Origin of the sequence: Synechococcus sp. Cu2B8-bc1011 (genome assembly GCF_047302735.1) — a bacterium.
Lineage (GTDB): Bacteria > Cyanobacteriota > Cyanobacteriia > PCC-6307 > Cyanobiaceae > Synechococcus_C.
This window is the reverse complement of record NZ_CP138915.1, coordinates 1,126,676-1,152,685: the sequence shown is the minus strand read 5'-3', so window position 1 is coordinate 1,152,685 and position 26,010 is coordinate 1,126,676. Positions and strand designations below refer to the sequence as shown.

Below are 26,010 nucleotides of genomic sequence, written 5' to 3'. Positions count from 1 at the left end.
TTTTCTAATCCGAACCTGCCGCAGGGGCGCAAACCCGCTGCAACCAAGTGCGCAATCCATCCCCACTCAGTCTGGGAGACACGCGCGGAAGTTCCGTATCTCCTAGGACTAAAACGGGAACTTCCAGGTCAAAGCGGGCTCGCAATGACGCTGCACAGTCGGGAGCGTCAATATCCACCACAACGAGTGTGAGGGGATGAATGTCATCTTCAAGGTTGAGATCTCGCAAACGCTGTTCGAGCCCCTCACAGAGACAACAACCAGCCCTGCTATAGAGCAATAATCGCCGTGAATCAATCGGGGACGGGGTCACAGCCGCAGGGGGTAAAGGGATGGCAGCGCAGCAAACGACGCAGGGTTAACCAACCACCACGCCAAGGGCCATGGCGCTGAATCGCCTCGATCCCGTAAGCACTACAGGTTGGGGTAAACCGACAGCGAGGGCCGATCAAGGGTGAAATCCAAGTGCGATAGATGCCGATCAAGCCGAGCATCAACCGGCTGACCCATGTCTCGATCACGGCCAACAGACCAAATGGATGGTTTCATCTTAACGAAGTGTGCTTAAACGCAAAATATTTTGATCACCAATCAGGGATTATCGTTTCAACATCCTGTAGTGCTTTTTATACGTGGCACGAAGAAAGCAGATTGGTGCATTTTTTGCAGCATTACTAGCCTTCTGCCTATGGATAGGAGGCCATTATTCGCCCTCAAGCGCAGTTGAATATATCCCTGGACAAGCGAACAGAATCAAAGATTTATCTCAGCTCAATATTTCCGAATACGGGTGCCCAGAGAAAGAGCTGTTACCCACTCATCCATTGGCACCGCCGCAACCAATCTCAAAGCTCAAACCCATTCCTGTGGGAGTCAGCATCCACATCAATGAATTGCCTTCAATCTCCGATACACACAATAAATTTCAGCTTGATGGATTACTGACTTCCACATGGTGCGATCCACGCATCATCAGCGATCTCCCAGAAAATGAAGACAAACTCGTTCTGTTCAACTCCGCTGCAGAAGACTGGATGGGATCCCATTGGGTTCCTCAACTTGAATTTACAAATCGCGTCAGCGAAGCCTTTTACCAAACTCAAACCATCACACTGCATCGCAGTGGAGCAGTGGAAAGGAAAGCGCGTTTTGAGGAAGGGCTTGGCTCAGAATTTAGACTCGAAAAATTCCCTTTTGACCAGCAACTCCTGCACTTATATGTACAATCCTTTAGCTGGGACAAGACTGTTCTCAAGCTAGTCGAACTTGGAGATGTCGTAAGCCTAAGCAAAAACTCCAAGCTTCCAGAATGGAAAATCAAAAATTTAGGGTATGTGATTCGCAACCATGACGACCCCGAGCAAGGAAGCAATGAATTCTCAAGATTATCAGCGACGATAACAATCTCAAGGCGGTCAGGCCACTTTATTTACAAGATATTCCTGCCCTTAGGGATTCTCACCTTCACAAGTATCTTTTTCCTGGCCATCCCCTTAGAGGCATTTGCGGACAGATTGGCATTTATTTCCGGACTGCTATTTACAACTCTTGCTTACCAAATCATTATTACCAGTTCAGTACCAAGAGTCCCCTATCTAACCCTAGGCGATACTTATACAATCTTCCTATTCGTGTTTATGGTTTCAGAAGTCTTCATCGCTTATTACATCTCACAAACAATTGCGAAAGAAGGCGCAGAACGCGTTCCAACACTCGAAAGAATCATGGAAATCTTCCTTCCAGCGACCTTCTTAGCCTCTCAAGGGCTTTTTGCTTGGATTGCCCTCAGTTAAAAAAGGCCAGAAGGCAATTGATCCATTACAAAGAATCTTGAGGCTCACTTCAAGGAATCACGAAGGCTAGAAATCCATCGAGACAACACACCAAACTCATCTTGACGTTGACGCAGATGCTTTGAATCGTCATCGGCCTCGCAAGACTGATCACTCACAAGTCGCAAGACTTGTCTTAGTGGACGAGCGATAAGAGCTTCAAAGAAGCGTTTACCCACCACAACCACAGCCAAAGACATCAGTCCAACAGCCAAGACAAGCAGAAGGACAAAACGCGCTGGAGACGGCAAACCAGAGTCAATCGGAAGTGATACGATCTGAGCACCAACAACATCACCCAGCTTCCATCCAAATCCATTCTTATCTCCATAGGCAATTAGTTGGCTTTTAGGAGCCCTATCGGGTGTTGAGTGACAGGCCAAACAACTTTCTTTCGAGAGCCGAATGGGCTTCGCGAGAAAATATTGATTATGATCACTATTATCATTTAGAACACCGCTAATCTCCCTTAAACGAGGGTTGTCTTCAAACCGAGCAATAATTTCCGCTTCAGTAGCACTCGCTCGATCCGAGGGACTTGTTGGATTGAGTGCAGCTTCTCGATATTGGAAATCAGAATACGCATGATTCAATCTTAGATACTCGAACACCTTTGTGGCAGAATAACTTGGAACAGCTTCAGGCATAAATGCCGCATCAGAAGAGTCATTGATAGGAGCAATCAATGGATTAATTTTCCTAGATGTATATTCACGCACAGCCAACATCACGTCCATCACCTGCGAGGCCTGAAAGCGAACATAGGTTCTCGTAACCAAGGTATACCCCGAGACAATTAAAATAATTGCTAAAATAAAAGCAACAAACTGCAGCCCAACAAAACGGAGAAGAAAACCAGTAAGAACTGACGAGGATTGGTTAGTTTTCACAAGGAAAAATATTCATTCATTGAACCCAAAATGTGTATGGGCTCCTGAGAGAAACGCCTTTTCGAGGCAAGGCAAGCCTAGGAGTATATTAAGTGGTTCTTGTCGAACGTCTCGCACCGTCTGCATTCGGTGATCACAGGCAGAGTCGACACGAACAACCCACTACCGATCTCAATCGACCTATGTCCAGATACCGCGGCCCTCGCCTGAGGATCACGCGGCGCTTGGGAGACCTACCCGGTCTCACCCGGAAGGCCGCAAAACGGTCCTATCCACCCGGTCAGCACGGCCAAGCCCGTCGCAAGCGCTCCGAATACGCGATCCGCTTAGAAGAAAAGCAAAAGCTTCGCTTCAACTACGGCGTGTCTGAACGCCAACTCGTGCGCTACGTGAAGAAAGCGCGTGCTCAGGAGGGTTCAACAGGAACCAACCTGCTCAAATTGCTCGAGAATCGTCTCGACAATGTTTGCTTCCGCATTGGATTTGGTCCAACCGTGCCCGGCGCCCGCCAGCTGGTAAACCATGGCCACGTCACCGTGAATGGACGGGTCACCGACATCGCCAGTTATCAGTGCAAGGCCGGTGATGTGATCGCTATTCGCGAACGCAAGTGCAGCAAACTGCTTGCCGAAGCGAATCTTCAATTCCCAGGACTGGCCAACGTGCCTCCTCACCTTGAGCTCGACAAACCCAAGCTCAGCGCCAAAGTGATTGGCCGCGCTGAACGCGAATGGGTAGCCCTTGAGATCAACGAACTCCTGGTTGTGGAGTACTACTCAAGAAAGGTCTGATGTTCAATCCCGGATTTCGATCTGGGACTGTTCTCATTCCATTTCAATTCCTGTTGGCCTTGGACACGAAGCCAGCAGGTTTTTTTTGCCAACACTTGCAGTCAAGGACCATCAGATCGTTGAAGCATGAACGCTATACCAAGCGATGATTAGGCTTCTTCAGCAAGGCAAAGACGAAAGAAAAGGTTCTAAGAATCCCCGAATCCATTCGGTTTTTTCGAAGATTTCTTGTTCTTGGACTTTTTCATAGCAGCAGGAGGCTTTTCGGGGGGTTCATTATCCTTAAAAAAGACTCCGTCCAGCCATACAGTGATGATATAAACAACAATTAAAACCGGAATCAACACAGCCCATTGATTTGGAAATTCATAAGGAATCTGCTGAATGCCAAAAATCGCCAAATAACCGGTGATTAAAGTAAATATAAAACGGCGGATACTAGCTTGATTCAAAAGAAAATCTCAACACAATCACACTATAACGCTCCCCAACAAGACCTTCAACAATCTCAATTATTCTTGCCACAACATTGTTCTTTCATCCGTCATGGATGCTTTGACTGCGAGACACTTTTGCTCACACAACCCTGACTGTCAGTAGAGATCGAGCATTCTGGATCCTTATCGCCATATTGACTAGGCTCTCGCATAGCCCAGTACTCGTCGACAACACCAAGCAAATAAACCACGGCTTTTTTGAGTGATTTCCTCAGACCCATGGAATTTAGCCTTTTCAAGTACTGTGGCAAAAAATTGCTGGTCGTGCAATCAATAACACACAACCCTTTGCACAGAACAACGAGGTAGAACCCACGAACGGAGCAATAGATTGGGTTCACTCATCAGATCATCAAGCCCATAGACCAATGGAGGTCGTTTAAAGACGAAAGAATCAATATTTAAACTCCATAGAGCGATGACTATAATCAGCACCTATCAGCAAATCATTGCAACAACAGAATGATTCAATCCAGGCCAGTCCTAACAGCTGCTCTCTTTGATCAAGCGTTATCTAATGCCTCACTAACCACCGAGGAAGAAGCTTTCATCGAATTCGTGAGATATACAGGAGTAATAGACGAATTGACGCTAAGGAAAGGCTTATCCCTACCCGCTAAACCCCCGGCCCTCTGCAGACTTTCAGACATCTGCGAGAAGATTGGAGCCGTCATTCCTGATCATTTCAATGCTGTAATGAGATGGTCAGCAGAACAAAGTCAAGACAAAATTGCCTGGAAGGGAAACTTGATTTGCAATATCGCCTTTAACAGTGATGGCATCGAACTTTCACCCAATGCCGGCACAACCTTGTACTACACCTATGTTGTGCATCAAGAACTATTCATCGGATTGGGCTTTTAGGCAGTCATCACACAAACCTGATTTATGGCTCAACATCTTGCCCCCAAACAGGTGGAACCTGCGTCCAACCGATTTCAATCAATCGATTCCATTGCGTCTCTGCATCCTTTCGTGGCAGATGTTTTCTGCTCTTCAACAAGGCGGACTGTCCGTTTGGCATCCCCCTTCCATAATCCACAAAAACACGAGGATCATTCGCATCAGATTGCTCATCTCGATGAAAGCGCATTGCCCAATAACCCCAGCCATCAATCAACCACCCGTCCGCACAAACATCGGCAAAGCAACCAAGACACATTGACAACAGAATAGACGACTTTAGATAATCACCCTCTTCCTAGCAACGCCTCGTGACGAGTTATACAGACAGACAATATTTGCAGTCAGCTAGTATTAAATGAACGTGCTCATGCCTCATCCGCAAGAACGCTTAACGGGATTAGAGCTGATGATAATACCCATGCGTTGATGGTCAATCTCGTGCAAGCGAATGAGCTTACAAGCAGGAAGATTTACAAGATCTTCAAGAGCAACAACTTCAATTGTCAACTCAATATCTTTAAAGCAAGCCCGCCAGAGTTAGCCACAGTTTGGATACATAACGGCGGAATGTGGTGGATGATCGAAGGAGTGTGGAGAAACCAAAATCACGAAAGCGACCAAGACGAATACGAAATTGACATTCAATTTAAAGCGCAAATCTTGTTCGAAGATCGAAACAGCTGCAAGCTTGTTATCAATAGAATCAGCAAGCTTTTACTCGGAGCAAAAACGTATTTATGCGGAAGCAAAGATTTTTCCAGACCAGTCCCTTTGCTCATCATTCATACCATTCCATTGATTTCGGACGACGAGATCGAAGAGCAACTCATCATGAATCAATTTTACCAGTTTAAATCCGCTGTATGCCACTCAATCGGATGCGAAGCCAAGCAAGAAACTTGACCCCCCCCGCATAAATCCAAGGCATCAGGAGGATCGTCTTCCATTTAGCGAATCAGAGTTGCCTTGAAAAAGCCAAGACCCAACCCCATACCCTTGGGCTTATCTTCCAAAAACGTGATCGCCAATTCAAAATCCATCAAACCCTTCTCTTCAATAAAATCTCGTGAAAGCTGGCCACGTCGTTGATCAAGGTAACGCCCATGGATCTCTTCTTTATTCTTACTTAAAAACCCAACAATCTCTTGGAGAACATGATCTCTCCATTCATCCTTATCGCTTTGCAGAACCTGGCTTTCCTTCATGACAGATCACAAAATCGTCTAAACGCTAAGACGACGTAAGCCACATTGCACGACCGAGGCTCCGCATTTTTCAAAGACAAACTCGAGTCAGCGGCGTTCCCGCAAAGCTGGGGCTGATCACTCCTCAGGGAAGCGATCAATCACGCAGAGATCTGCAGCGAAGTCAGCAAGAAACACACCGATCACTGACATCTTCAAAACCAAAACAACCATTGCGAGCCCTGAACCCTGCGAATCCTCACCTAGAAAGCCAACAAACACGCTTAACAACAGACCGTTTAATAGCCTTCAGGTAGATCGCATCAACGCCTTGCAGCGTCCTGTCCCAGAACCGGCGACAGCCACCCGGGCCATTCACCACGGCGAAAGCTTCGCCAGCGAAACCGGCACGGTGATGCCACCCATCTACGCCACATCCACCTTTGAGCATGGCAACCCAGGCGGATTCGATTACACCCGCTCGGGCAACCCCAATTTCCGCATCCTTGAAGGCGTTCTGGCCTCTGTTGAGGCATGCACCCACGCCACGGTGTTTGGTTCGGGAGTCAGCGCGATTACCGCAATTGTCTCCACCCTGAGCCAGGGAGATCTGGTGCTCTGCGAAGAAAACCTCTACGGCTGCACCGTGCGCTTGTTCGAGCAGGTGTTTGCCAAGTTCGGGTTGCGCACCGAATGGGTTGATTTCACCAATCCCAGTTCTGTGGCCCGCATCGAGGAACAGCGGCCAGCGATGGTCTGGCTGGAGAGTCCCACCAACCCACTGCTCAAGGTGATTGACCTCGATGCAGTCTGCAGCGCGGCCCGCTCCGCAGGCGTGCCCGTTGTGGTCGACAACACATTCGCCACCGCTTTGGTGCAACGTCCTTTGGCACTCGGCGCCACCCTCTCACTCACCAGCACCACGAAATACATCAACGGGCATTCGGATGCCCTCGGTGGTGTGGTTTGCACCGATCAGCCCAGCTGGCATCAAAAGATGGTGTTTGCCCAAAAAGCATTGGGGCTGATGCCCTCACCCTTCGACTGTTGGCTGATCACCAGGGGCATCAAAACGCTGCCCCTGCGCCTGAACCAACAGATGGCGAATGCGGCTGCGGTGGCGGATCACTTGGCATCCCATTCCGCTGTGTCTTGGGTGCGCTATCCCGGACGAAACGATCACCCTCAGAGGGCTGTGGCCTTGCGCCAAATGAACGGAGGTGGAGCAATCGTGACGATTGGATTAAATGCGAGTCGTGAACAGGCCTATGCCGTGTGCAAAGCCCTGCGTTGGTTCACGATGGCCGAAAGCCTTGGCGGAGTTGAGAGCTTGATCTGCCATCCAGCCACCATGACCCACGCCGCCGTTTCTTCCGAGATCAAAGCAGCCCTAGGCATCAGCGACGGGCTGATTCGGCTATCCCTTGGCTGCGAAGACATCCGTGACCTGTTGATCGATCTTGATCACGCGCTCACCCTGCTCCCGTGAGTTCCCGCGACCTCCTGCGCAACCCATGCTGGCAAGGCGAGGACCTTGGCCATCCCTTGCCGGACAGCACCCATGCCGTGTCCGTTGCCCTACCGCGCTGGCGCGATGTCATCGCCTACGAAGACAACGATCCGCAGTGCCGGTCGCAATTGCGAGCGTTGTATCCACGCTTTGCTCTCCATCCTTTAGTTGCAGAGGTTGCTCAACAAGCATTAGCGATGCTCCCCACTGGGATGAACTCCCCGGGATCCAGTGCTTGGCCCTACCCCAACGGGGCTGCCGCCCAGCTCGCCCAACAGCATTGCCGTCGGCAGGCTCCGAGTGCTTCCACCCAAATCGTGGATCAGCTCGGACTCGCCGTCTTGATTGCTAACGCCGAAGCGAGCCCCCATGCCAAAGCTTTCTGGCAACACGCTGGTTTAGGCGCCTCATCGCGACGGGCCGCGATCAGTTTGAACAAGGAGGCAGCACCAGCGGCGGGGGCCGCTCATCGGGCCAAGACCCTCGTGATCGAGCGACTAGCCGCCATCTATGGATGTGACACCCAGCAGTTCAGCCTGCACCCCTCCGGGATGGCGGCTCTACACACGGCTCTGCAATGGCTCACAACCATGCGGCAAGGGCGCCCCACCCTGCAAATCGGCTTCCCCTACGTCGATGTGCTGAAGCTGCCTCAGGTGGTGTTTGCCGGAAGCGAACTACTGCTCGACAGCAGCAGCGCAGCCATGGAAGCCGCTCTTGATCGCATCGATCCAGCAGCGGTGATTGTGGAACTACCCAGCAATCCCCTTCTGCAATGCGTGGACCTCCCAACTCTCGCCCGTTTGGCTCACGCCCGAGGGATTCCAGTGATCGCAGACGACACGATCGGATCTTGCTTGAACATCGATCCCCTGCCTTATGCAGACCTGATCTTCAGTTCACTCACCAAAAGTTTTGGCGGTCGGGGGGATGTGTTGGCCGGAGCACTGGTTGTGAGCCCGCACTCCCGCTGGGAGCAAACCTTTCAGAATCAACACTCACCCGCAGGGTTCACCGGCCTTGACGATGGCGATGCAATCGCCCTGGAACAAGGAAGCCGCGATGTCCAGGCACGCGTTCCTCAACTGAATCGCCATGCCCAAGCCCTAGCCAAAAAGCTCAGCAGTCACCCGGCGGTGGCGCGTGTGTATTACCCCGATCAATGCCCCAATTTCCGCAGCCTCATGCGCCCCGGCGCCGGACATGGCTGCCTGCTCTCTTTCGAGCTCAAGGGCGGTAGCGATCAAGCCCGAGTTGTTTACGACGGGTTGTCGGTCTGCAAAGGGCCAAGCCTGGGCACACCGTTCAGCTTGGTGTGTCCCTATGTGCTTTTGGCTCACTACGACGAACTGGCCTGGGCCCAGGCTTGCGGCGTTCCCTCTCACCTCCTACGTGTCTCGGTCGGGCTCGAACAACCCGAGGAGCTTTGGCAACGGTTTGAGCGCGCCCTCTCTGCGTCGAGCCCCTAAAAGCGAAAACGCAAACTCGCTACAGCGGCTTGAGTTTGAAGATCAATCTCTGTACCTGCAATCGCGAGCTTGGATCGGCCTGCAGGCCGAACAAGTTTGGCGGATCCTGCATTGGTTTTCACCGTTCCAAGATCGGTCCAGCGATAGGCCAGGTCAAGGTCAAGCCTCTCGCTGAGAGGGATGCTCACACCAGCCGTGAGCAAATAGGCGAATGACGTAGATCTCCCTCCAGAGGTCACCGTGACGGCATCACTGGAAATCGCTGGGAATCGATAGGTGACATCAGAAAGAGACGTCCGAGCAGCACCAAGACCAGCACCGATAAAAGGACGGACCGTTGCCAGGGAAGGTCCATCCACGTACAGCACTCCAAATCCAGCTAACCCATTCCCAGACGCACTAACAGGCTGATTCGAGCCTGCTCCGAGGAAATTACTTTGCGCGGATACGTTGAGCTGGGGCGACCAGTTGAGTAAGGCCTCCGTCCGCAGCCATGACGTCCAGCGATACCCGATCGCCGCATCCACCACGGGGGCCTGATCAAAACCGCCATAGGCACCAAGGCTTCGTCCGTCATCGCCTGGCCCACATCCAAACAACGCTGGCGGTGAGGTACTTGAACACCTTTGATCCTTTAGCGCACTCGTCTCCGGCCATTGCACGCCTGCACCCAAGCGGAGGTAAGGGCCACGCGCCTGCTCTTCAGACTCTGCCAAAACAGCAGCAGGCGAGACAGCGACCGATGAGAGAGCGACCGAGGCGAAGGCCAAAAAGGACGCGTAGCAAGTGTTCATTGGAAGCCAAAAAATGATCGGGTCGGCATAGTCAAAACCACATCAACAAACATCGAAGTCTTAATAAGGCCTGAAGCTGGAATGAAGTGCCAATCCTGGCAATTAAATTTCTAGAAAATAATTCCAGCCTCATGTCCCGCGTCTACGCCGATAACAGCCAAGCCATCGGCAACACCCCGCTCGTTCGCCTTAACCACGTCACCAAGGGTTGCAAGGCCACCGTTTTGGCCAAAATCGAAGGCCGAAACCCCGCCTACAGCGTGAAGTGCAGAATCGGCGCCAACATGATTTGGGACGCTGAAAAGCGTGGCGTTCTCTCCGCAGGGAAAACCATCGTGGAGCCCACCTCAGGCAATACAGGCATTGCCCTGGCCTTCACTGCCGCGGCTCGTGGTTACAAGCTGATCCTCACGATGCCGGAATCGATGTCGATCGAACGTCGACGGGTGATGGCCGTGCTTGGCGCTGAACTGATCCTGACGGAAGCCGCCAAGGGCATGCCTGGTGCCATCGCTAAGGCCAAGGAGATTGCAGATAGTGATTCGTCCAAGTACTTCATGCCTGGACAGTTCGACAATCCCGCCAATCCAGAGATCCACGAAAAAACCACAGGCCCTGAGATCTGGGATGACTGCGATGGGGCGATCGATGTGCTCGTAGCCGGCGTTGGAACCGGTGGCACCATTACCGGGGTCTCGCGTTACATCAAGCAGGACAAAGGCAAGGCCATCACCTCGGTCGCCGTTGAGCCAAGCCACAGCCCTGTGATCACCCAAACAATGAATGGTGAAGCACTCAAGCCCGGCCCACACAAAATTCAAGGCATCGGTGCTGGCTTCATTCCTAACAACCTCGATCTCTCTGTGGTCGATCGCGTTGAGCAGGTCACCAATGAGGAGTCCATCGAAATGGCCCTGCGCCTGGCCCAGGAAGAAGGCCTCTTAGTAGGAATTTCCTGCGGCGCAGCAACCGCAGCAGCGATTCGCCTTGCCCAACAGGATGAATTTGCTGGCAAAACAATCGTGGTCGTTCTGCCTGACCTCGCTGAGCGTTATTTGTCTTCCGTGATGTTTGCGGACGTGCCCACCGGAATCATCGAAGAGCCAGTAAAAGCATAATAATAAGATCAATCAAGATTCAGGATACAACTAGGCTCTGATTGAATTCTCAGAGCCTGTTAACAACATTCATCAACTCATTCGAACATATTCAAGCGACATAAAGCGATCATCAGAACGATCCAACGTCGAGAAGAATTAATTCTCAAATCCAATACACCATGGATTTCAATCAATAACTAAAAACTGTATATCCCCAGTCAGACAGCGAGAAGTAATTGAGCTGTTGAACCTTGACAGTTTCCTCCGCTTTACGTGCCCTTACCCCAATAGAGAAGGGGCTATCAGGATCCTGAATTAAAAAGTTTCCGTCAGGATCAAGCTCCGAGATCGGCAAAACATTCACACGAGAAAACGATTCCGCTCCATTGCTTTCAGAGATTGCCGTAGTTGCGGTGGAATTACCAACCCCTTTTCCATAGGATCGGGAAAATGTCCATCCAGTAACTTGCGGGACCCTTTGCGTCGATCCAGGAAGAGAAGCAAAAGAAAAAACCAGTGATATTACAGCAAAAGAGCAAAAACAGACAGATGAAAACTTAGACAAATGAATCTCCCGGGAAGACACTAATCAGCCCCCCTCAAGTGATTAATGGTCAAAAAAAACAAAGACATCTATGACAAAGAATCATACAGTTACTTTAGCCAATACCCACGTTGCCCGCACAACCACAAAGGACACATCGAATCAAAACAAGGCGCCATCGGGTCTTGGACACATTGAAGATCAAGTCGCAAAACATCTGGATTACAAGAGCGCAGCAACGATCAGAGCCACAAAAACAAACGAGACATTTTCAGAAGAAAAAATAGTATCCTCTTCTGCAGACAAAAGCCATCAAGATTATCAAAAAACGGAGGGCGAGCTCAACGTAGGCGTTATCAAATTTTCTGGTATTTCAATCGATGGTTCAGCAATCGAGGGAGCTTCAATCAATGGAGAAGATTGTGGCTCAGGTTGAGCACAAGAGGAAGTTCCTCCACCATCAAAAGTACATTGAGTAGTTTGCACATTAGCGCTGTTTTGATTAGTACAAGAAGTAGTGCCAGAGTTATTAACACAAACAAAACTTTGCCCCGAGGAGGCTTTACAACTCAGCGAGCCCCCTACATTCGCAACGCAAGTTAGGTCCTGATCTCCCTCCCATCCAACGCATGTAGTCGTTTGATCGCCATTCGAAGTACAGTAAACATCAAAACTATTCGATTTAACAGGATTCTGAGAAGCGATTATCGCCAAAAAGAGAAAAGCAAAAGGCTTCGCAACCGACTTCACCAAGAAAGTATATTGAGCCATAATCATTTAAAGTTCAAAAAGGAGGTGATTGACAATCATTAAGGCGATTGTGACGCACGCGCCCTCGGATAATTAAAATTTGGATTAACACCTGAACAGATTTGAGCAAATTGACCAGAAAGTGTTGCAAACTTCAGAAGCTCAACACACTTCAGAGCAGTTACAAGATTGATATCTGCCTGCGTCTTTCTCGCCTCTGCTTGAGCTCTTGCAACTTGACTTTCCAAAGCGGAGACTTGTGCTTGACCAATCTTTTTACAGATATCATGATTGGCGCCACCTATAGGGAAAGTGACTGTAACGACCCCGCCATAGTTATCACTGTTAACCCTGGCACCAATGACATCTCCATCGCTGAGGCCTGATCCACTGCCACCAAAGCCAGCAACCGAAAGTGTTGGTGTAGGGCAGTTAATACCTGGGCCAAAACCATAAAACGAGCTGGTATTAATTTGAGAATTATTTTGATTATTCACTGTCGTTCCGGCAGACGTAGCCCTAGAACTTGATGTGGCTGATGGGGAAGACTGGGCAAAGGCCGTATTTGGAGGACCAGAAAGGCCAACCAATCCAACCAAGAGAAGAGATATGGAGCTTGAAGATCGCATTATGCCCTGAATTTTTAAGATTTTAGTCCGAGAACGAAAAAACAATCGTTATGTTTGAATTTCAAGAAATACAGGCTTTTTCCAGCTTCCACCAATGACCCTCCTTAGGCGCACAGCAAAGCCGCCTTCAATCATGGTCAATCACTCTGGCGCAAAAGAGTAAAAACGCAAAAACGCAAAAACACAAAAACGCAAAAGGAATAAAGGCAACTAAGTTCATACGAAACGACGTTTTTTGCTAAGAAATATTCAGAAATCTCGCCAAAACCTTGGAATAGCCTGAGCGGATACTTAGGAAAGCCTGACGAAACGCTATAACAATGTCTTCAGAATTCATATTTTCTTGGGTTTTGAAGGTTCACTCGCTTCACTCTCCATTGACTAACCACATCAAGCTCATCGCAAAGGTATCGGTCGCTGCAGCCCTTTTAGCGGTGTCTGTAGCCGGTAGAACTGCAGAAGCTCAAAGTCTGAGTACGAACCAGATCATCACCATTCAAGGCGGCGCAACATACGGCTTGGAATACGGGGAATCGTTTAATGTTTCTTCACCACAAATCACACAAAGGGGCCACGTCTTCAAGCCTTTTGAAACAACGGTGGGGTCTTCATTCGCCATTACGGGAAAACGTAAGCAAGGCGCTGATCCTGCCTCTATTGGCAACGTAGGGCAAGCCACTCTGACCTTGACGTTTGATCGCGATGGATTTCTTCCTTTCCAACAATGTCCCGCTGAGGGGACTTGTGGGATGGGCGAAGGTCTTGAAAATGCAGTTGGAGATGGATCAATTACTGCGCTTGCAGGAATCACTCCCTTCGGTGGTGACATGTTAGCTGGAGGCACATCATTAACGAATATTCCATCAAATATTCGGTTAAATCAAGACACAAAAACTGGCTTACCAGGCATCCAATTTGTAACATTCGAACCAACAGAGTCGGCTGGATCAAGCGTCACTCAAAACGCTGCTTCGATCACTTCGACACTGACTGGAACTAGTGCAGTATCTGCTTCAGTCAGTGCACAATCGAATATCATGAACTCACTAACGGTCTTTGATCAATGATTCAAAGACTTAAAGAAGAATGAATCCAAGGTGGCCGCAAGGCCACCTTTTTTTGCAAATAAACTGTATTGAATGTATGCTTCTCCAGCGATGAGATTTTTTCCATTGGAAAGAAAGAGTCGTGACTGCGTTAGCAATCTAAGTTGTTAGTTTTACGCAAATAGATTCCTAAAAGCCTAATGCTCTTGGAGTCACAAACTCAGATTCAATCAAACCACTCACCCTTGGAAAAACACTACGTAGGGCATTTGCAGCTGGCCCGGTGACAACAACAGGCAGAATTTCTGTTCTCACGACAGATGCCGAACGTGTCTCTTCAAAAACACTGGTGGATTCGATCAGCGGATTTGCATCTTCTGTCTTCAAAGAAAATGGCAAGCCTTGATCTTTAATAATCCAAATGGTTGATCGATTGAAAACTCTAGAATTATTATTAGGAACCACATTTTCACCATCTACAAAAAACTGATTGGTTTGGATTGTGCTTTGCAACAAAGATCGCCCCATCGATCCACTGGCCACGACAGGATTTCTATAGCCCAAACTAACCTGTGCATGAGACGAAGTCGTGAAAGCAAACAAAGCAGGAATGGCTAAAATCCAAGAATATAGCCAAAATCTATTAGTAAAAAAAGTCATTGACCTGCATTTGAGCTGAAAACACTTGGCAAGAGAGATGAAAACACACTTAACGATTGACCCGAAGCAGAGTGATTTGTACGATTTTGAGATTGATACATCATGCCACGATAAACCGCCAAAGTGCCACCAATACGGACAGATACGGTGGTTTTATCATTGAGATCAATGGTGCTACGAGACAAACCAGGGGAGAGAAGATGCTGATGAACAGTGCCATCTTTGTTCATTTCTCTCATGCGTTCTGGCACACCATTAATCATCACACTATTGTTTAGCATCATCTGAATGGGACCAGCCTCCGTCTGAACAATCGTATTGAGGTCGCCAGAATAAGTAAGCCCCACATTACTGCCAATTTCAACCCCCCCTCCATTCACGAAGCTGTAATAAGCTAAATTAGTAGTACTTGTGGAAACAGAAGCGCGTTGAGCCTCTGCACCCTTAGGGAAAGTCGCAGATGCCAAGGCTAATAATGCGATAGAAACTAAAGCAGAAGGCCAAGCATCAAACAATGATGTTTTGATCTGCGACATAATAATGAATGCTGCCTTACTAAACAATTCAGAAAGCAGACATATCATTCATCACCGTATAGCTGTTGGTTCCAGTGACCTGCAGGCTACTAGCACCAATATTAGTGCCTAAAATATTTGCACCAATCGTACTTTCATTAGCGATTCCATTCTCATCTTGATAGGGATCAACCGTAATACTTGGGACTCCATCTTCAGAGTTTTGATTTAAAACAATGTTATTACTTGTTGATCCTTGAATGATTTGACCGCTCCCTGTAAGCTTCCCACCTTTAGGACTCAGATTGGTGACAGATGCTGAGAATGTTGCGACACCAGAGTTTGGGACAAGAAGTGGAGAGATTTTAATTGGCTTTGGCTTACCAAAACCTTTCAAACTTGAGGAAGACTTTTCTCCAGAAGTAGCAAATGGTGCAATCACTCCTTGATCACCACCACCTAAATTAGGGCCAGTAACTTCAAAACTCTGTCCCCAAGTGTTATTAAATTCTACCTGCGCACCAATGCTAGAGCTTTCGACGGCTTGCATGTTTTGTGCCTGCGCTGGGATTGCAGACAAAGCACATGTCCCAACCAAAGCAGCTGTTGCAAGAGTGAAGCGGAAACCTCTGACTTTGAGATCCGGGTATGCAGAGTAGTTCATGAATCAAATGAATAAGTCACTTTCGTTGTAAACAGGTGATTCTCACTGAACTAGGTATCTACAGTTATGAGGCATTGATAATTTGCACCAATGTGCAATGAAGAATCAATTAATATTCGATCACAAGCATCTGAGCTTCGTCTTCATAACAACTTTGAGGGAATAACCAACGATCAAATGCGCACCGAAGACAGGCGTTAGCCGTCATTACCTAAAAAGATAACCGTATCAACCAATACATTATTTTTTTCACTAGTGATCTTCACTCCATCAAAAAATTATTCGGGTCTAGCCCCTAGCAAAACAGCCTCGGGAGCAATCCACATCGCATCGCCATAGGAATAGAAGCGATACATCTCCTCGATCGCTGCGTCGTAGATCTGAAGCAACTGATCGCGACCAATCAGTGCGCTCACAAGGAGCAACAGGGAACTCTTGGGAAGGTGAAAATTCGTGAGTAGGCCCTGCACAACCCGAAAGCGATAGCCGGGCTGAATCACGAGATCCACAGGCCCCTTCAACGGCTGCAAAGTCCCACCGCCCGCAGCAGCGGCGGCCTCGAGTGCTCGCACGCTTGTAGTGCCCACTGCAATCACCCGCCCACCTCGAGCTCTACAGGCCAAAACGGCCTCCACCACCTCCGTACGCACCTCCACCCACTCACTGTGCAGGGTGAGATCGCTCAGATCCTCTGTTTCCACGGGCCGAAAGGTGCCCAAGCCAACATGCAGGGTGACATGAGCCAAGGCGACACCCCGCTCCGCAATCGCTGCGAGCAAGGCATCGCTGAGATGAAGGCCCGCCGTCGGAGCGGCGACTGCTCCTGGGCGTGCGGCGTATCGGGTTTGATAGCGCTCTTGATCCGAGCTGTTATGGCGTGTGATGTAAGGCGGAAGCGGAACTTCTCCGTAGCGATCCAACAGTTTCTCAAGCGCGAGAGCATCAACACAATCCGGAGGAAACTGAACGACCCTGCCTCCAGTGGCAGCATCGCTCGCCAGCACGGCTAAGGGCAGCGGTTCTTGCTCCAAAGCCTCGATCCACAGCTGATCACCAGGCTGCATGCGTTTGGCAGGCCTCGCTAAACACAACCACCGCCCCTCCCCACGGGGCTCGAGCACGAGCAATTCAGCCAAACCGCCGCCGCTGCGCCGCACCCGCAGACGCGCCTTCAGGACGCGGGTGTCATTCACCACCAAAAGATCGCCGGGTTGCAACTCCTGCTGCCAGTCCCAGACGCGTTGGTGCCTCAGCTCAGACAAGGAGCGCTCTGCAGGGGGCACCACCAGCAGACGGGCATCGTGCCGCGGCTCAACCGGCGCCTGCGCAATTCTGTCTTCGGGCAGAACGTAGTCATACGAACTGAGCTGGAGATCGCGTGAGTCAGGCATTATCTGGCTCCACCACAACATCAGGCCATGCTGCCAAGGCGGCGTTGTCTTTCGTCCCGGCAGGCGAAATGTAGAAGCGCACAATCGAAAAGACGCGACTCTTACCAGCAGAGAGAGCGGTAAACAAATTCAAGGCCCGCTGATTCAGAAGGGTTTGATCCAATCGATCCCGTGGCACGACCACTGGCATCACCACCGTCGTACAGAGCTCAGGATGATTCCGCTCCTGCTCAACAACAAAATCACAAAAGGGCTGCAGAAGCGAGCTGAACGGACTCTCAAGACATTGGAAGTTCAGGGCGCCGGTTTGCATTCCAGCGCAACGATCCCATTCGGCACCGATCTGATCAGCATCCTGTTGATCCGCCAACACCATCACAGCCGTCACCTTGTCGGCGATGGAACAGGCGTAACGCACGGCTTCAAAGGACGGCTGGTTGAAATCATTAAGCCAAACGATGGCGTGATGGCTTGGCAACAAAGCCTTCGGCTCTAAAAAAAGAGGCTCCATGCATGGGTCAGGCGCCAGTAAAGCCAGCACCTCGCGATAGCGCCTACGAATCATGGCGAGCCCCCACACCACCAGAGGCAGAGCAATCACGACTGTCCAGGCGCCTTCCGTGAACTTGCTCACGATGATCACCAACAACACCACGAAGGTGGAGAGGGCACCCAAGGCATTGAGCGCCATCCGTCCCTGCCAACCCGGTCCACGCAACCGAAACCAATGCAGCACCAATCCCAGCTGAGACAGCGTGAACGCCGTAAACACACCCAGCGCATACAAATTGACCGCCACGGTGGTGTCTCCGTGGCAGATCCAAATGATCAGAGCCGACACCGCAAGCAAAACGCCAATGCCGTTCTGATACACCAAGCGATCTCCCAACCAACGCATCTGCGGTGGCAGGCAACGGTCTTCGGCAAGCATCGCCGCTAATAAAGGAAAACCAGCAAAGGCCGTGTTGGCGGCCAACACCAGAATCAGCAGGGTGGAGAGTTGCAGCAGCCAAAACAAGATGCTGCCGCTGCCAAACACCCGAATGCCGATCTGAGCCAAAACGGTGACTTGGGAATCTGGCGCAATGCCGTACATAAACCCCAGGCCAGTCACGGCCAAGAGCATCGCCGCAAGCAAACCACCCATCACGAGCAGGGTCACGCGAGCATTGCGCGCCGCGGGTTCACGAAACACCTGCACGCCAGTGGAAATGGCCTCAATGCCTGTCATCGCCGAACAGCCAGAACTAAAGGCCCGCAAGATCAAAAACAGCCCTAAGGGCTGCAAAGCGGCCTCTAAAGGAGGTGGCTCAGGGGTCCAGCCATGTTGAAAGCTGAGATCAGTTAGCCCAACAAGGGTGAGCAACACGATCATCACCACAAAGACATAGGTGGGAATCGCAAAAATCCGGCCCGCCTCACGAATGCCGCGCAAGTTGGCCCAACCCACCAGGGCCAACAGCAGCAGTGACAACGACAGCTCATGGGGCAGCAATGAGGGCAGCAATGACGACAGGGCCTGAGTTCCTGCCATCAAGCTCACGGCAGCCGTGAGGGTGTAGTCGATCAACAGGGCTGCCGCAGCTATCAGGCTGACGTTGCGTCCCAAGTTTTCACGCGCCACCACATAGGAGCCGCCGCCATTGGGATAGGCGGAGATCGCCTGCCGATAGGACAGCACCACAATCACGATCAACGCGATGATCGCCAGGGTGATCGGAAGCGATTGCTTGAGGGCCGAACTGCCCGCCAGGATCAACACACCCAGGGATGCCTCTGTGGCATAGGCCACGGAGGAAAGTGCATCCGACGACAGGATCGGCAGAGCCTGCAGGTTGGGCAATCGCTCCCGGGCTGCTTCAGCCCGAGGCAATGCTCGTCCGATCACGCGTGAAAACAATGAAGCAGCAAACAAGGCTCAAAGCCAGTTGTCATTCAGCCTGGCCAAATCAATGCGACATGACAGCCGCAAATTACACAGCCAAACTTTCCGGACGCGTGTCGATCAGTTCCGCCAGATCCTTCAGGAAGGCAGCACCATCGGCGCCGTAAATCACGCGGTGATCAGCGGTGAGGTTCACCTGCATCTGACGCTTCACGGAGATGGATCCGTCTTTGCCTGCCACCACGGTGGGACGAGACGCCGCAACCGCCAGGATTGCGCCAGTGCCTGGGGGAAGGATGGCATCAAAGCGATCCACTCCGAACATTCCAAGGTTGGAGAGGGTGAAGGTGCCGGTGCTGTATTCCTCAGGCTGCAGTTGCTTGCTGCGAGAACGCTTCACCAAATCCCCCCACTGACGCGATAACTCATACAAATCGGTGCGATCGGCGTTGCGCAACACCGGTGTAATCAAACCTCCGTCTTCCATCGCCACAGCGACAGCCACATTCACCTCAGCGGGATAGCTCATGCCAGAGGCCGTGGTGGCCGCATTCACCTGGGGGTGTCGGGCCAAGGTCACGGCCACGGCTTTGGCCAGAAGGGCCGTCATGGTGACGCCTTTGGGTTTGACCTGCTTGTAAAACGCATCCAGCTTGTCTGTGGTGATCGTGTATCCAACGCGGAAACAGGGCACCGCAAGACTGGCTTCCATGTTGCGGTTCACCGCCGCCTGAAGCGTGTTGAAGGCCACGGTGTCGCCTGGGGCGCCAAAACTGTTGCCGGAAGGAGCCGACGGTGAAGCCGCGACTGTCGCGCCAACGACGGCAGCGGCCGAAGTCCCTTCACCCACTCGTGGTTGGGTTACAGGGCGTCCGGCTGCCTTTTCAACGTCTTCCGCCTGAATCCGGCCATTGGGGCCCGTGCCGCGCAGACCCGCAAGCTCGACCCCCATTTGGGAGGCAAGCTTGCGGGCGCGGGGACTGACGATCAAGCGTCCGTTGCTGACAGCTGCAGCCACCGGAGCTGTGACGGGAGCTGGAGCTGAGATGGGAGTGGGGGGCGCTGGAGCAGCAGGGGGGGCGGCTGCGACTGGAGCGGCTGGAGCGGCCGGAGCTGAAGAAGGAGCTTTGGCCTTCACATCAGCGATCTCCGCTTCCGTCTCAACGATCAAGCCAATGGTTTCACCCACAGGTGCAGTGCTACCCGCAGGCATCAACACGGCAGCCAAGTACCCCTCCTGGAAGGACTCCACATCCATGTCGGCTTTGTCGGACTCCACAACGAGAACGGATTCGCCTCGAGCCACCTTGTCTCCAGGCTGCTTGAGCCACTCCACGATTTTGCCCTCCGTCATGGTGGAGCTGAGGGCAGGCATAAAAATGTCGTGGGTTGCCAAAACCGTCTCCAGACGAGCTAATCAAACAAATTTTACGGCTCGGATCAGCCCTGTTCGATCGACTCGATCACGCCATCCCGCACAACGACTGAAACTTGCATCTTGTTGACTAAATTGTCGCCGACTTGTATGTCGCAAAAGCTATCGAGTTGGCCCTGTTCCACAATCTGATCCATCTCAAGCTCACGCACTTGAGCCTGTTGCTGCAACAGGTTTCGCTTTTGTTCCTCTAACTCAGATCGCTTCGCCGCAACCTGTTGCTGAACCTGAGCCACTTGATCCTGAACCCGGGGATCAAGCGGATTTGCACTCTGACGACGAACTTGATCAACCACCTCCTGGCCCTCTTTCTCTAACTGCGCAAGCTGCTGATCAGTGGTCGCGATTCCATTGCTCAATTCGCGTTCAGCTTCCTCCTTCCAGGCAGGAGTGACCACTGCACGAATGGTGATAGAACGCTTGATCGTGAGTGAAGAATCTTCAGACATCTAAAAATCTCAACTTTACTGCAAGTAATAATACCTAAGACGAAACCCCTAAGGCGAAACCAAGGCCCTGGCCATAGCCATAGCCATTGCAAATCCAAATCAGAGAAGAGACCTGCACAAGCAGACACAAGCTTCCACAAGAGAAAGATCGGAGACAAGCAGGACGTCGTTTTTAGTTCTCTTTGGAAAACCGAACAGCCCCGATTCACGAAATCCTGGACATGTCAAGCACAAAGCAAACAAGACACAATTGCGCCAACATGCAAATTCCAAGCATTGGGATCGCCAATTGCTAAAACGACAAGAGCAGGGCAACCAATACAAATGAAGCCACTTACAAAACTAAGCCAATTACTTTTAACTTGCACGTTGCTATTCACCGCAAGTGTTTTCAATCAAGCAGTCTCGCAAAATCAGGAAGAAGATAACTTTGGCAACAAGAAAGGCAATAGTAAACAATACCTAGATTGTCAATACGGACAAGGAAAATGGATTTCGCTTATGTTTTCTCCAGGTTCTAGCCTGGCCGTTGGCCAAATCAATGACGGTGCCCCAGTATTTTTCACTTCACTACAAAGCGGTAGCAGACTAACGCTCACTCCCAGACAACCAGGAAAAAAACTTACAATTAATCTAAACTCGTTGATTATCCATAGAGAGTGGTACTTACGCGACGGAGCCGGTAGCGCTGGCACTGGAGAATGCGTCAAAGGACAAGTCGCAGACTCAACATTTTCAGATGATGACTTCTAAGTCCCTCATTCAAGGAGGATGAATCCTCAAGCAAAGGCACCTAACTCTCTACAGAAATCAAGTGGCTCAGCCATCAACAAGTGGCTCAGCCATCAATAATAAACATCAAAATCGCCATCCCAAGGTAATTCAAAATTTTCAAATTCTCCCTCGTCAATTGGAAGCATCGTGGCAGTCGTGAAGTTAAATTCATCACTACTTACAAACGAGAAAGTCTCAGCCTGTAAAAAAGATGGCGATCCAACAAGTTGGTAACGCTGACTGCAACCAACCAACAAATTATGCCTACGATCATCCTGAGAGCCTAACTCCAGAAACTCACCCTTCAATCCTGGAAGATTCCGTTTAGAGGCTGACCGACAGAGCTTTCTCGCATCACCAACATTGAGTTGTTGCGTATATGACTGATAGAGGATTGGTCGAGGCCTATTTGCATAACCGTTATAACGACCACTAAAGCGATAACGAAAACGACTAGGCGCATTGATAAATGTATACGTACCTGCTCTTCCAGTATCTAGTTCCTGAAAAGAATCATCTACACGAGCCGAGGATGGCAGCCGCAAAAGCTCTCCTGGAACCGAAACATTTTGACGAAAATCAGATCGTGAAGAGACAATTCTGTTCGTATTAGAAAATTGCGCTTGCACTGAAGAGCCCATCGCAAGGGCGAAGCAAAGGGAAGTAGTAGCGAGAAAAGGGAATGGGAAATTGCGTAAAGATTGAATTTTCACTGTAAGTATTAAAAAAATCTATTCATCCTCCAAATCTTACCGCATTGGCGCCAATCAAACAATGCGCACATACTCTTTAATAGAGGTGCGGCAAAAAGCATTGGTGTAAAACAACTTTTCAACCAAAAACCAACATGCTTTTGTCCATTGGGGACAAGAAAGCTCAGGAATACTCAGCATGACTGCAAGATGACAATGGACAGCTGAGACAGCAGCTGAGTAGGGATCAATTCACAAAGGGGCAGGAGATAAGAATCATGAGATATGGAGACCAAAGCAATAATGGCAAAGGCTTACGGCGAAACAGATAGCTATCAGCAGTGAGCGAACTCGGACCTAGCAAGGCCACTTACAAAAAAATCAAAATGGACTTTAACACCAAGATTCAATGGTGTTCATTGCCAATGCCGCAGTCCTGTGAAACAGGTTCCCAAGCATCAATGTCGAGATTAGAACTGAAATGTCTGGAACTCAGACGACTCTCACTCTCTAATTCCAAAACCATGAAAAAACTAATTGGACTTCTAGGAGCAGCAGGCCTGTTGATTCCTTCCGCCGCAATGGCCGGAAGCATCGGAAACAGTTCAGGTACTGACGCTTTGCGTACTACTGCAGCGTCATACGCAAATCAAACTGTGACGGTTGATAGCAATATTTATAGGGAAAACGATATGCATGTCTGGGGGAAAACTGAAGGTAAAACTACTAGCTACTCAGCTGAAGACTACGTTGATGGTGGTGGTCGCCTTTCGTACTCAGAACACGACTTGACTGCTCAAAGTGCAGCTAACCTAGATATCAATGATCTCCACGCTCGTGGAAAGTGGGATATCTATGTTAAAGATGTAGAGCGCTCCAATGACTTCAGCAGAAAGACTGTAAGCGAAGAAGGCGGATCTGGTGGTGACGGATGCCGTAAAGGTTGCAAAACCAGCAAAGGTAAAGGCGGAAAAGGCGGCGGCGGCCGTCCAAGCCGTGGCTCAGAAACGGAAACTGTCAAAAGAGACCGGAGTATGACCCGCGACGTTCTCGATACCGACGGCAAATTCACTGGCAGCGCGGACGGCAGTGCTGATTACGCCGCAACATTGGATACCCAGACCTCTGTGACAACGATCAATGGTGGTGCTGGGTTCACCAATGGAGCCTTCTCTGAAAGCTTCGACAAGTACAGCGGTGGCTACAATGGAGATTTGTATGAGGAAGGACGGACTAAGACCCACGTCGAGGCCGACACCGTGTCCGTAGCCACTTCGAATGGCTTCGAGTCTGGCCACTTCAACAATACCGAGTGGAACTAAGTACTTAATAGTTACTTAGCCAGTTCAAATCATAGGAGGCGCAAGCCTCCTTTTTTTCTGAACACTGAATAGACAAGCTCAAAATCTACAATCATCAAGCCAATCAAAAACATAAGGCCACATCAATAACACGGAAGCACATGAAACCTTATCCAGACAATGGAAAAAGGTCGAAAGGTGCTTATTACCAATGCCGCAGATCTGTGAAAAGGTTCACCAGTCTCAATGGCACGTTTAAAACTAAAATGTCTGGAACACAGACGACTCTCACTCTCTAATTCCAAAACCATGAAAAAACTAATTGGACTTCTAGGAGCAGCAGGCCTGTTGATTCCTTCCGCCGCAATGGCCGGAAGCATCGGAAACAGTTCAGGTACTGACGCTTTGCGTACTACTGCAGCGTCATACGCAAATCAAACTGTGACGGTTGATAGCAATATTTATAGGAAAAACGATATGCATGTCTGGGGGAAAACTTCAGGCAAAACTACTAGCTTCTCAGCTGAAGACTACGTTAATGGTGGTGGTGACCTTTCGTACTTAGAACTCGACTTGACTGCTCAAAGCGCAGCTAACCTAGATATCAATGATCTCGAGGCTTGTGGGTCATGGGATATACATCTTGAAGATACAGAGCACTCCAGAAACAAGAGCACCAAGACAGTTAAGGAAAAAGGCGGCAAAAAAGGCCGAGGCCCAGATAAGGAAGTCGTCAAAACAGACAGGCATGGTTCCACCCACACTGCCGATAGCTACGGCTCGTTCAACGGCTACGCGGACGGCAGTGCTGATTACGCCGCAACTTTGGATACCCAGACCTCTGTGACATTGATCAGTGGTGGGGAGGCTGATTTCATTAATGGAGCCTTCTCTGAAAGCTTCGACAAGTACAGCGGTGGCTACAAAGGAGATTTGTATGAGGAAGGACGGACTAAGACCCACGTCGAGGCCGACACCGTGTCCGTAGCCACTTCGAATGGCTTCGAGTCTGGCCACTTCAACAATACCGAGTGGAACTAAGTACTTAATAGTTACTTAGCCAGTTCAAATCATAGGAGGCGCAAGCCTCCTTTTTTTCTGAACACTGAATAGACAAGATCTAAATCTACACAGCAAAGCCAACAATCAAAACAAGAAGCCATATCAATAACACGGAAGCACATGAAACCTTATCCAGACAATGGAAAAAGGCCGAAAGGCGCATATTACCAATACCGCAGTCCTGTGAAACAGGTTCCCAAGCATCAATGTCGAGATTAGAACTGAAATGTCTGGAACTCAGACGACTCTCACTCTCTAATTCCAAAACCATGAAAAAACTAATTGGACTTCTAGGAGCAGCAGGCCTGTTGATTCCTTCCGCCGCAATGGCCGGAAGCATCGGAAACAGTTCAGGTACTGACGCTTTGCGTACTACTGCAGCGTCATACGCAAATCAAACTGTGACGGTTGATAGCAATATTTATAAGAAAAACGATATGCATGTCTGGGGGAAAACTTCAGGCAAAACTACTAGCTTCTCAGCTGAAGACTACGTTAATGGTGGTGGTGACCTTTCGTACTCAGAACACGACTTGACTGCTCAAAGTGCAGCTAACCTAGATATCAATGATCTCCACGCTCGTGGAAAGTGGGATATCTATGTTAAAGATGTAGAGCGCTCCAATGACTTCAGCAGAAAGACTGTAAGCGAAGAAGGCGGATCTGGTGGTGACGGATGCCGTGGCGGCAAAGGTTGCAAAACCAGCAAATCTAAAGGCGGAAAAGGCGGCCGTCCAAGCCGTGGCTCAGAAACGGAAACTGTCAAAAGAGACCGGAGTAAGTCCCGCGACGTTCTCGATACCGACGGCGAATTCACTGGCAGCGCGGACGGCAGTGCTGATTACGCCGCAACTTTGGATACCCAGACCTCTGTGACATTGATCAGTGGTGGGGAGGCTGATTTCATTAATGGAGCCTTCTCTGAAAGCTTCGACAAGTACAGCGGTGGCTACAAAGGAGATTTGTATGAGGAAGGACGGACTAAGACCCACGTCGAGGCCGACACCGTGTCCGTAGCCACTTCGAATGGCTTCGAGTCTGGCCACTTCAACAATACCGAGTGGAACTAAGTACTTAATAGTTACTTAGCCAGTTCAAATCATAGGAGGCGCAAGCCTCCTTTTTTTCTGAAAAATAATTGGATAAACTCTAAATCTACACAGCAAAGCCAACAATCAAAACAAGAAGCTATATCTCAATAACACGGAAGCACACATAACTTTATCCAAAAAATCAGCAA

30 protein-coding genes are annotated in these 26,010 nt (G+C 50.0%); 13 read left to right on the top strand and 17 right to left on the bottom strand.

Translation table 11 applies throughout. The features are described 5' to 3' along the window. Window positions 1–4: 4 nt before the first annotated feature. Together SIC18_RS06005 and yidD are read right to left on the bottom strand one after the other, a co-directional pair. The gene (locus tag SIC18_RS06005) at window positions 5–313 is read right to left on the bottom strand and encodes a glutaredoxin family protein (RefSeq protein ID WP_048345915.1); all 309 of its coding nucleotides are present in this window, start codon (window positions 311–313) and stop codon (window positions 5–7) included. After that, window positions 294–530, bottom strand: coding sequence for a membrane protein insertion efficiency factor YidD (yidD, locus tag SIC18_RS06000; RefSeq protein ID WP_048345914.1), 237 nt, complete (start codon window positions 528–530; stop codon window positions 294–296). The genes SIC18_RS06005 and yidD overlap by 20 nt, the downstream gene beginning before the upstream one ends. Window positions 531–632: 102 nt before the next feature. Here yidD and SIC18_RS05995 point away from each other — a divergent pair, with 102 nt between their 5' ends. Further along, complete coding sequence (locus tag SIC18_RS05995) at window positions 633–1,793, top strand: hypothetical protein (protein ID WP_413430388.1); 1,161 nt, start codon at window positions 633–635, stop codon at window positions 1,791–1,793. A 44-nt stretch (window positions 1,794–1,837) separates the two neighbouring features. Here the strand turns inward: SIC18_RS05995 and SIC18_RS05990 are convergent, their stop codons facing one another. Further along, entirely contained in the window at window positions 1,838–2,722 is an 885-nt protein-coding gene (locus SIC18_RS05990) for a DUF3365 domain-containing protein (RefSeq protein ID WP_048345912.1), read from the bottom strand. A 182-nt stretch (window positions 2,723–2,904) separates the two neighbouring features. Between SIC18_RS05990 and rpsD the strand changes: the two genes are divergently transcribed. Next, entirely contained in the window at window positions 2,905–3,513 is a 609-nt protein-coding gene (gene rpsD / locus SIC18_RS05985; protein ID WP_011618574.1) for a 30S ribosomal protein S4, read from the top strand. 188 nt (window positions 3,514–3,701) lie between these two features. Here rpsD and SIC18_RS05980 read toward each other — a convergent pair whose 3' ends face one another. Further along, the gene (locus SIC18_RS05980; RefSeq protein WP_048345911.1) at window positions 3,702–3,965 is read right to left on the bottom strand and encodes a hypothetical protein; all 264 of its coding nucleotides are present in this window, start codon (window positions 3,963–3,965) and stop codon (window positions 3,702–3,704) included. Window positions 3,966–4,472: 507 nt separating this feature from the next. Here SIC18_RS05980 and SIC18_RS05975 point away from each other — a divergent pair. Next, window positions 4,473–4,874, top strand: a complete 402-nt coding sequence (locus tag SIC18_RS05975) for a hypothetical protein (RefSeq protein WP_048345910.1) — start codon at window positions 4,473–4,475, stop codon at window positions 4,872–4,874. Window positions 4,875–4,896: 22 nt separating this feature from the next. Here SIC18_RS05975 and SIC18_RS05970 read toward each other — a convergent pair whose 3' ends face one another. Beyond that, window positions 4,897–5,103: a DUF1651 domain-containing protein gene (locus SIC18_RS05970; RefSeq protein ID WP_413430518.1), complete on the bottom strand. Its 207-nt coding sequence runs from the start codon at window positions 5,101–5,103 to the stop codon at window positions 4,897–4,899. A gap of 239 nt (window positions 5,104–5,342) precedes the next feature. Between SIC18_RS05970 and SIC18_RS05965 the strand changes: the two genes are divergently transcribed. Continuing rightward, window positions 5,343–5,819: a hypothetical protein gene (locus tag SIC18_RS05965; protein WP_413430387.1), complete on the top strand. Its 477-nt coding sequence runs from the start codon at window positions 5,343–5,345 to the stop codon at window positions 5,817–5,819. Window positions 5,820–5,863: 44 nt separating this feature from the next. Here the strand turns inward: SIC18_RS05965 and SIC18_RS05960 are convergent, their stop codons facing one another. Then, window positions 5,864–6,121 (bottom strand): hypothetical protein, encoded by a 258-nt coding sequence (locus SIC18_RS05960; protein ID WP_048345907.1) that lies wholly within the window; start codon window positions 6,119–6,121, stop codon window positions 5,864–5,866. A 310-nt stretch (window positions 6,122–6,431) separates the two neighbouring features. Between SIC18_RS05960 and SIC18_RS05955 the strand changes: the two genes are divergently transcribed. Continuing rightward, entirely contained in the window at window positions 6,432–7,589 is a 1,158-nt protein-coding gene (locus SIC18_RS05955) for a trans-sulfuration enzyme family protein (RefSeq protein ID WP_413430386.1), read from the top strand. Then, complete coding sequence (locus SIC18_RS05950) at window positions 7,586–9,079, top strand: PLP-dependent transferase (protein ID WP_413430385.1); 1,494 nt, start codon at window positions 7,586–7,588, stop codon at window positions 9,077–9,079. The genes SIC18_RS05955 and SIC18_RS05950 overlap by 4 nt, the downstream gene beginning before the upstream one ends. Here the strand turns inward: SIC18_RS05950 and SIC18_RS05945 are convergent. Next, window positions 9,076–9,873: an outer membrane protein gene (locus SIC18_RS05945; protein ID WP_048345904.1), complete on the bottom strand. Its 798-nt coding sequence runs from the start codon at window positions 9,871–9,873 to the stop codon at window positions 9,076–9,078. The genes SIC18_RS05950 and SIC18_RS05945 overlap by 4 nt on opposite strands. Window positions 9,874–10,004: 131 nt before the next feature. Here SIC18_RS05945 and cysK point away from each other — a divergent pair, with 131 nt between their 5' ends. Then, complete coding sequence (gene cysK, locus SIC18_RS05940) at window positions 10,005–10,991, top strand: cysteine synthase A (RefSeq protein WP_413430384.1); 987 nt, start codon at window positions 10,005–10,007, stop codon at window positions 10,989–10,991. 172 nt (window positions 10,992–11,163) lie between these two features. Here the strand turns inward: cysK and SIC18_RS05935 are convergent, their stop codons facing one another. After that, window positions 11,164–11,559 (bottom strand): hypothetical protein, encoded by a 396-nt coding sequence (locus SIC18_RS05935; protein WP_250394793.1) that lies wholly within the window; start codon window positions 11,557–11,559, stop codon window positions 11,164–11,166. A gap of 49 nt (window positions 11,560–11,608) precedes the next feature. Here SIC18_RS05935 and SIC18_RS05930 point away from each other — a divergent pair, with 49 nt between their 5' ends. After that, the gene (locus SIC18_RS05930) at window positions 11,609–11,953 is read left to right on the top strand and encodes a hypothetical protein (RefSeq protein WP_413430383.1); all 345 of its coding nucleotides are present in this window, start codon (window positions 11,609–11,611) and stop codon (window positions 11,951–11,953) included. 373 nt (window positions 11,954–12,326) lie between these two features. On the opposite strand, the gene SIC18_RS05925 is transcribed toward SIC18_RS05930, so the two are convergent. Continuing rightward, on the bottom strand, window positions 12,327–12,764 hold the full coding sequence (locus SIC18_RS05925; protein WP_413430382.1) for a hypothetical protein: 438 nt from the start codon (window positions 12,762–12,764) through the stop codon (window positions 12,327–12,329). A gap of 452 nt (window positions 12,765–13,216) precedes the next feature. Between SIC18_RS05925 and SIC18_RS05920 the strand changes: the two genes are divergently transcribed. Continuing rightward, window positions 13,217–13,963 carry a hypothetical protein gene (locus SIC18_RS05920; protein WP_413430381.1) on the top strand — a complete coding sequence of 249 codons (747 nt, stop codon included), beginning with the start codon at window positions 13,217–13,219 and terminating at the stop codon, window positions 13,961–13,963. Window positions 13,964–14,131: 168 nt separating this feature from the next. Here SIC18_RS05920 and SIC18_RS05915 read toward each other — a convergent pair whose 3' ends face one another. From SIC18_RS05915 to SIC18_RS05885, 7 genes are all read right to left on the bottom strand, one after another. Further along, window positions 14,132–14,602, bottom strand: a complete 471-nt coding sequence (locus tag SIC18_RS05915; RefSeq protein WP_413430380.1) for a hypothetical protein — start codon at window positions 14,600–14,602, stop codon at window positions 14,132–14,134. Beyond that, window positions 14,599–15,138, bottom strand: a complete 540-nt coding sequence (locus SIC18_RS05910) for a hypothetical protein (protein ID WP_413430379.1) — start codon at window positions 15,136–15,138, stop codon at window positions 14,599–14,601. The genes SIC18_RS05915 and SIC18_RS05910 overlap by 4 nt, the downstream gene beginning before the upstream one ends. 28 nt (window positions 15,139–15,166) lie before the next feature. Continuing rightward, complete coding sequence (locus SIC18_RS05905) at window positions 15,167–15,781, bottom strand: hypothetical protein (protein ID WP_250394799.1); 615 nt, start codon at window positions 15,779–15,781, stop codon at window positions 15,167–15,169. 278 nt (window positions 15,782–16,059) lie between these two features. Then, window positions 16,060–17,172: a tRNA preQ1(34) S-adenosylmethionine ribosyltransferase-isomerase QueA gene (gene queA / locus SIC18_RS05900; protein ID WP_413430378.1), complete on the bottom strand. Its 1,113-nt coding sequence runs from the start codon at window positions 17,170–17,172 to the stop codon at window positions 16,060–16,062. Further along, entirely contained in the window at window positions 17,165–19,087 is a 1,923-nt protein-coding gene (locus tag SIC18_RS05895) for an APC family permease (protein WP_413430377.1), read from the bottom strand. Before SIC18_RS05895 ends, queA begins: the two co-directional genes overlap by 8 nt. Before the next feature lie 58 nt (window positions 19,088–19,145). Continuing rightward, window positions 19,146–20,453, bottom strand: coding sequence for a dihydrolipoamide acetyltransferase family protein (locus tag SIC18_RS05890; protein WP_413430376.1), 1,308 nt, complete (start codon window positions 20,451–20,453; stop codon window positions 19,146–19,148). A gap of 44 nt (window positions 20,454–20,497) precedes the next feature. Then, window positions 20,498–20,941 carry a YlqD family protein gene (locus SIC18_RS05885; protein WP_413430375.1) on the bottom strand — a complete coding sequence of 148 codons (444 nt, stop codon included), beginning with the start codon at window positions 20,939–20,941 and terminating at the stop codon, window positions 20,498–20,500. Between the two features lie 324 nt (window positions 20,942–21,265). Here SIC18_RS05885 and SIC18_RS05880 point away from each other — a divergent pair, with 324 nt between their 5' ends. Next, window positions 21,266–21,694 carry a hypothetical protein gene (locus SIC18_RS05880; protein ID WP_413430374.1) on the top strand — a complete coding sequence of 143 codons (429 nt, stop codon included), beginning with the start codon at window positions 21,266–21,268 and terminating at the stop codon, window positions 21,692–21,694. Window positions 21,695–21,786: 92 nt separating this feature from the next. Here the strand turns inward: SIC18_RS05880 and SIC18_RS05875 are convergent, their stop codons facing one another. After that, complete coding sequence (locus SIC18_RS05875) at window positions 21,787–22,356, bottom strand: hypothetical protein (protein ID WP_413430373.1); 570 nt, start codon at window positions 22,354–22,356, stop codon at window positions 21,787–21,789. A gap of 392 nt (window positions 22,357–22,748) precedes the next feature. On the opposite strand from SIC18_RS05875, the gene SIC18_RS05870 reads away from it, so the two are divergent. The 3 genes from SIC18_RS05870 to SIC18_RS05860 all read left to right on the top strand — a co-directional run bounded on the left by SIC18_RS05870 (window position 22,749) and on the right by SIC18_RS05860 (window position 25,840). Continuing rightward, complete coding sequence (locus SIC18_RS05870; protein ID WP_413430372.1) at window positions 22,749–23,729, top strand: hypothetical protein; 981 nt, start codon at window positions 22,749–22,751, stop codon at window positions 23,727–23,729. A 288-nt stretch (window positions 23,730–24,017) separates the two neighbouring features. Further along, on the top strand, window positions 24,018–24,749 hold the full coding sequence (locus SIC18_RS05865; RefSeq protein WP_413430371.1) for a hypothetical protein: 732 nt from the start codon (window positions 24,018–24,020) through the stop codon (window positions 24,747–24,749). A 290-nt stretch (window positions 24,750–25,039) separates the two neighbouring features. Beyond that, window positions 25,040–25,840 (top strand): hypothetical protein, encoded by an 801-nt coding sequence (locus tag SIC18_RS05860; RefSeq protein ID WP_413430370.1) that lies wholly within the window; start codon window positions 25,040–25,042, stop codon window positions 25,838–25,840. Window positions 25,841–26,010 lie beyond the last annotated feature (170 nt).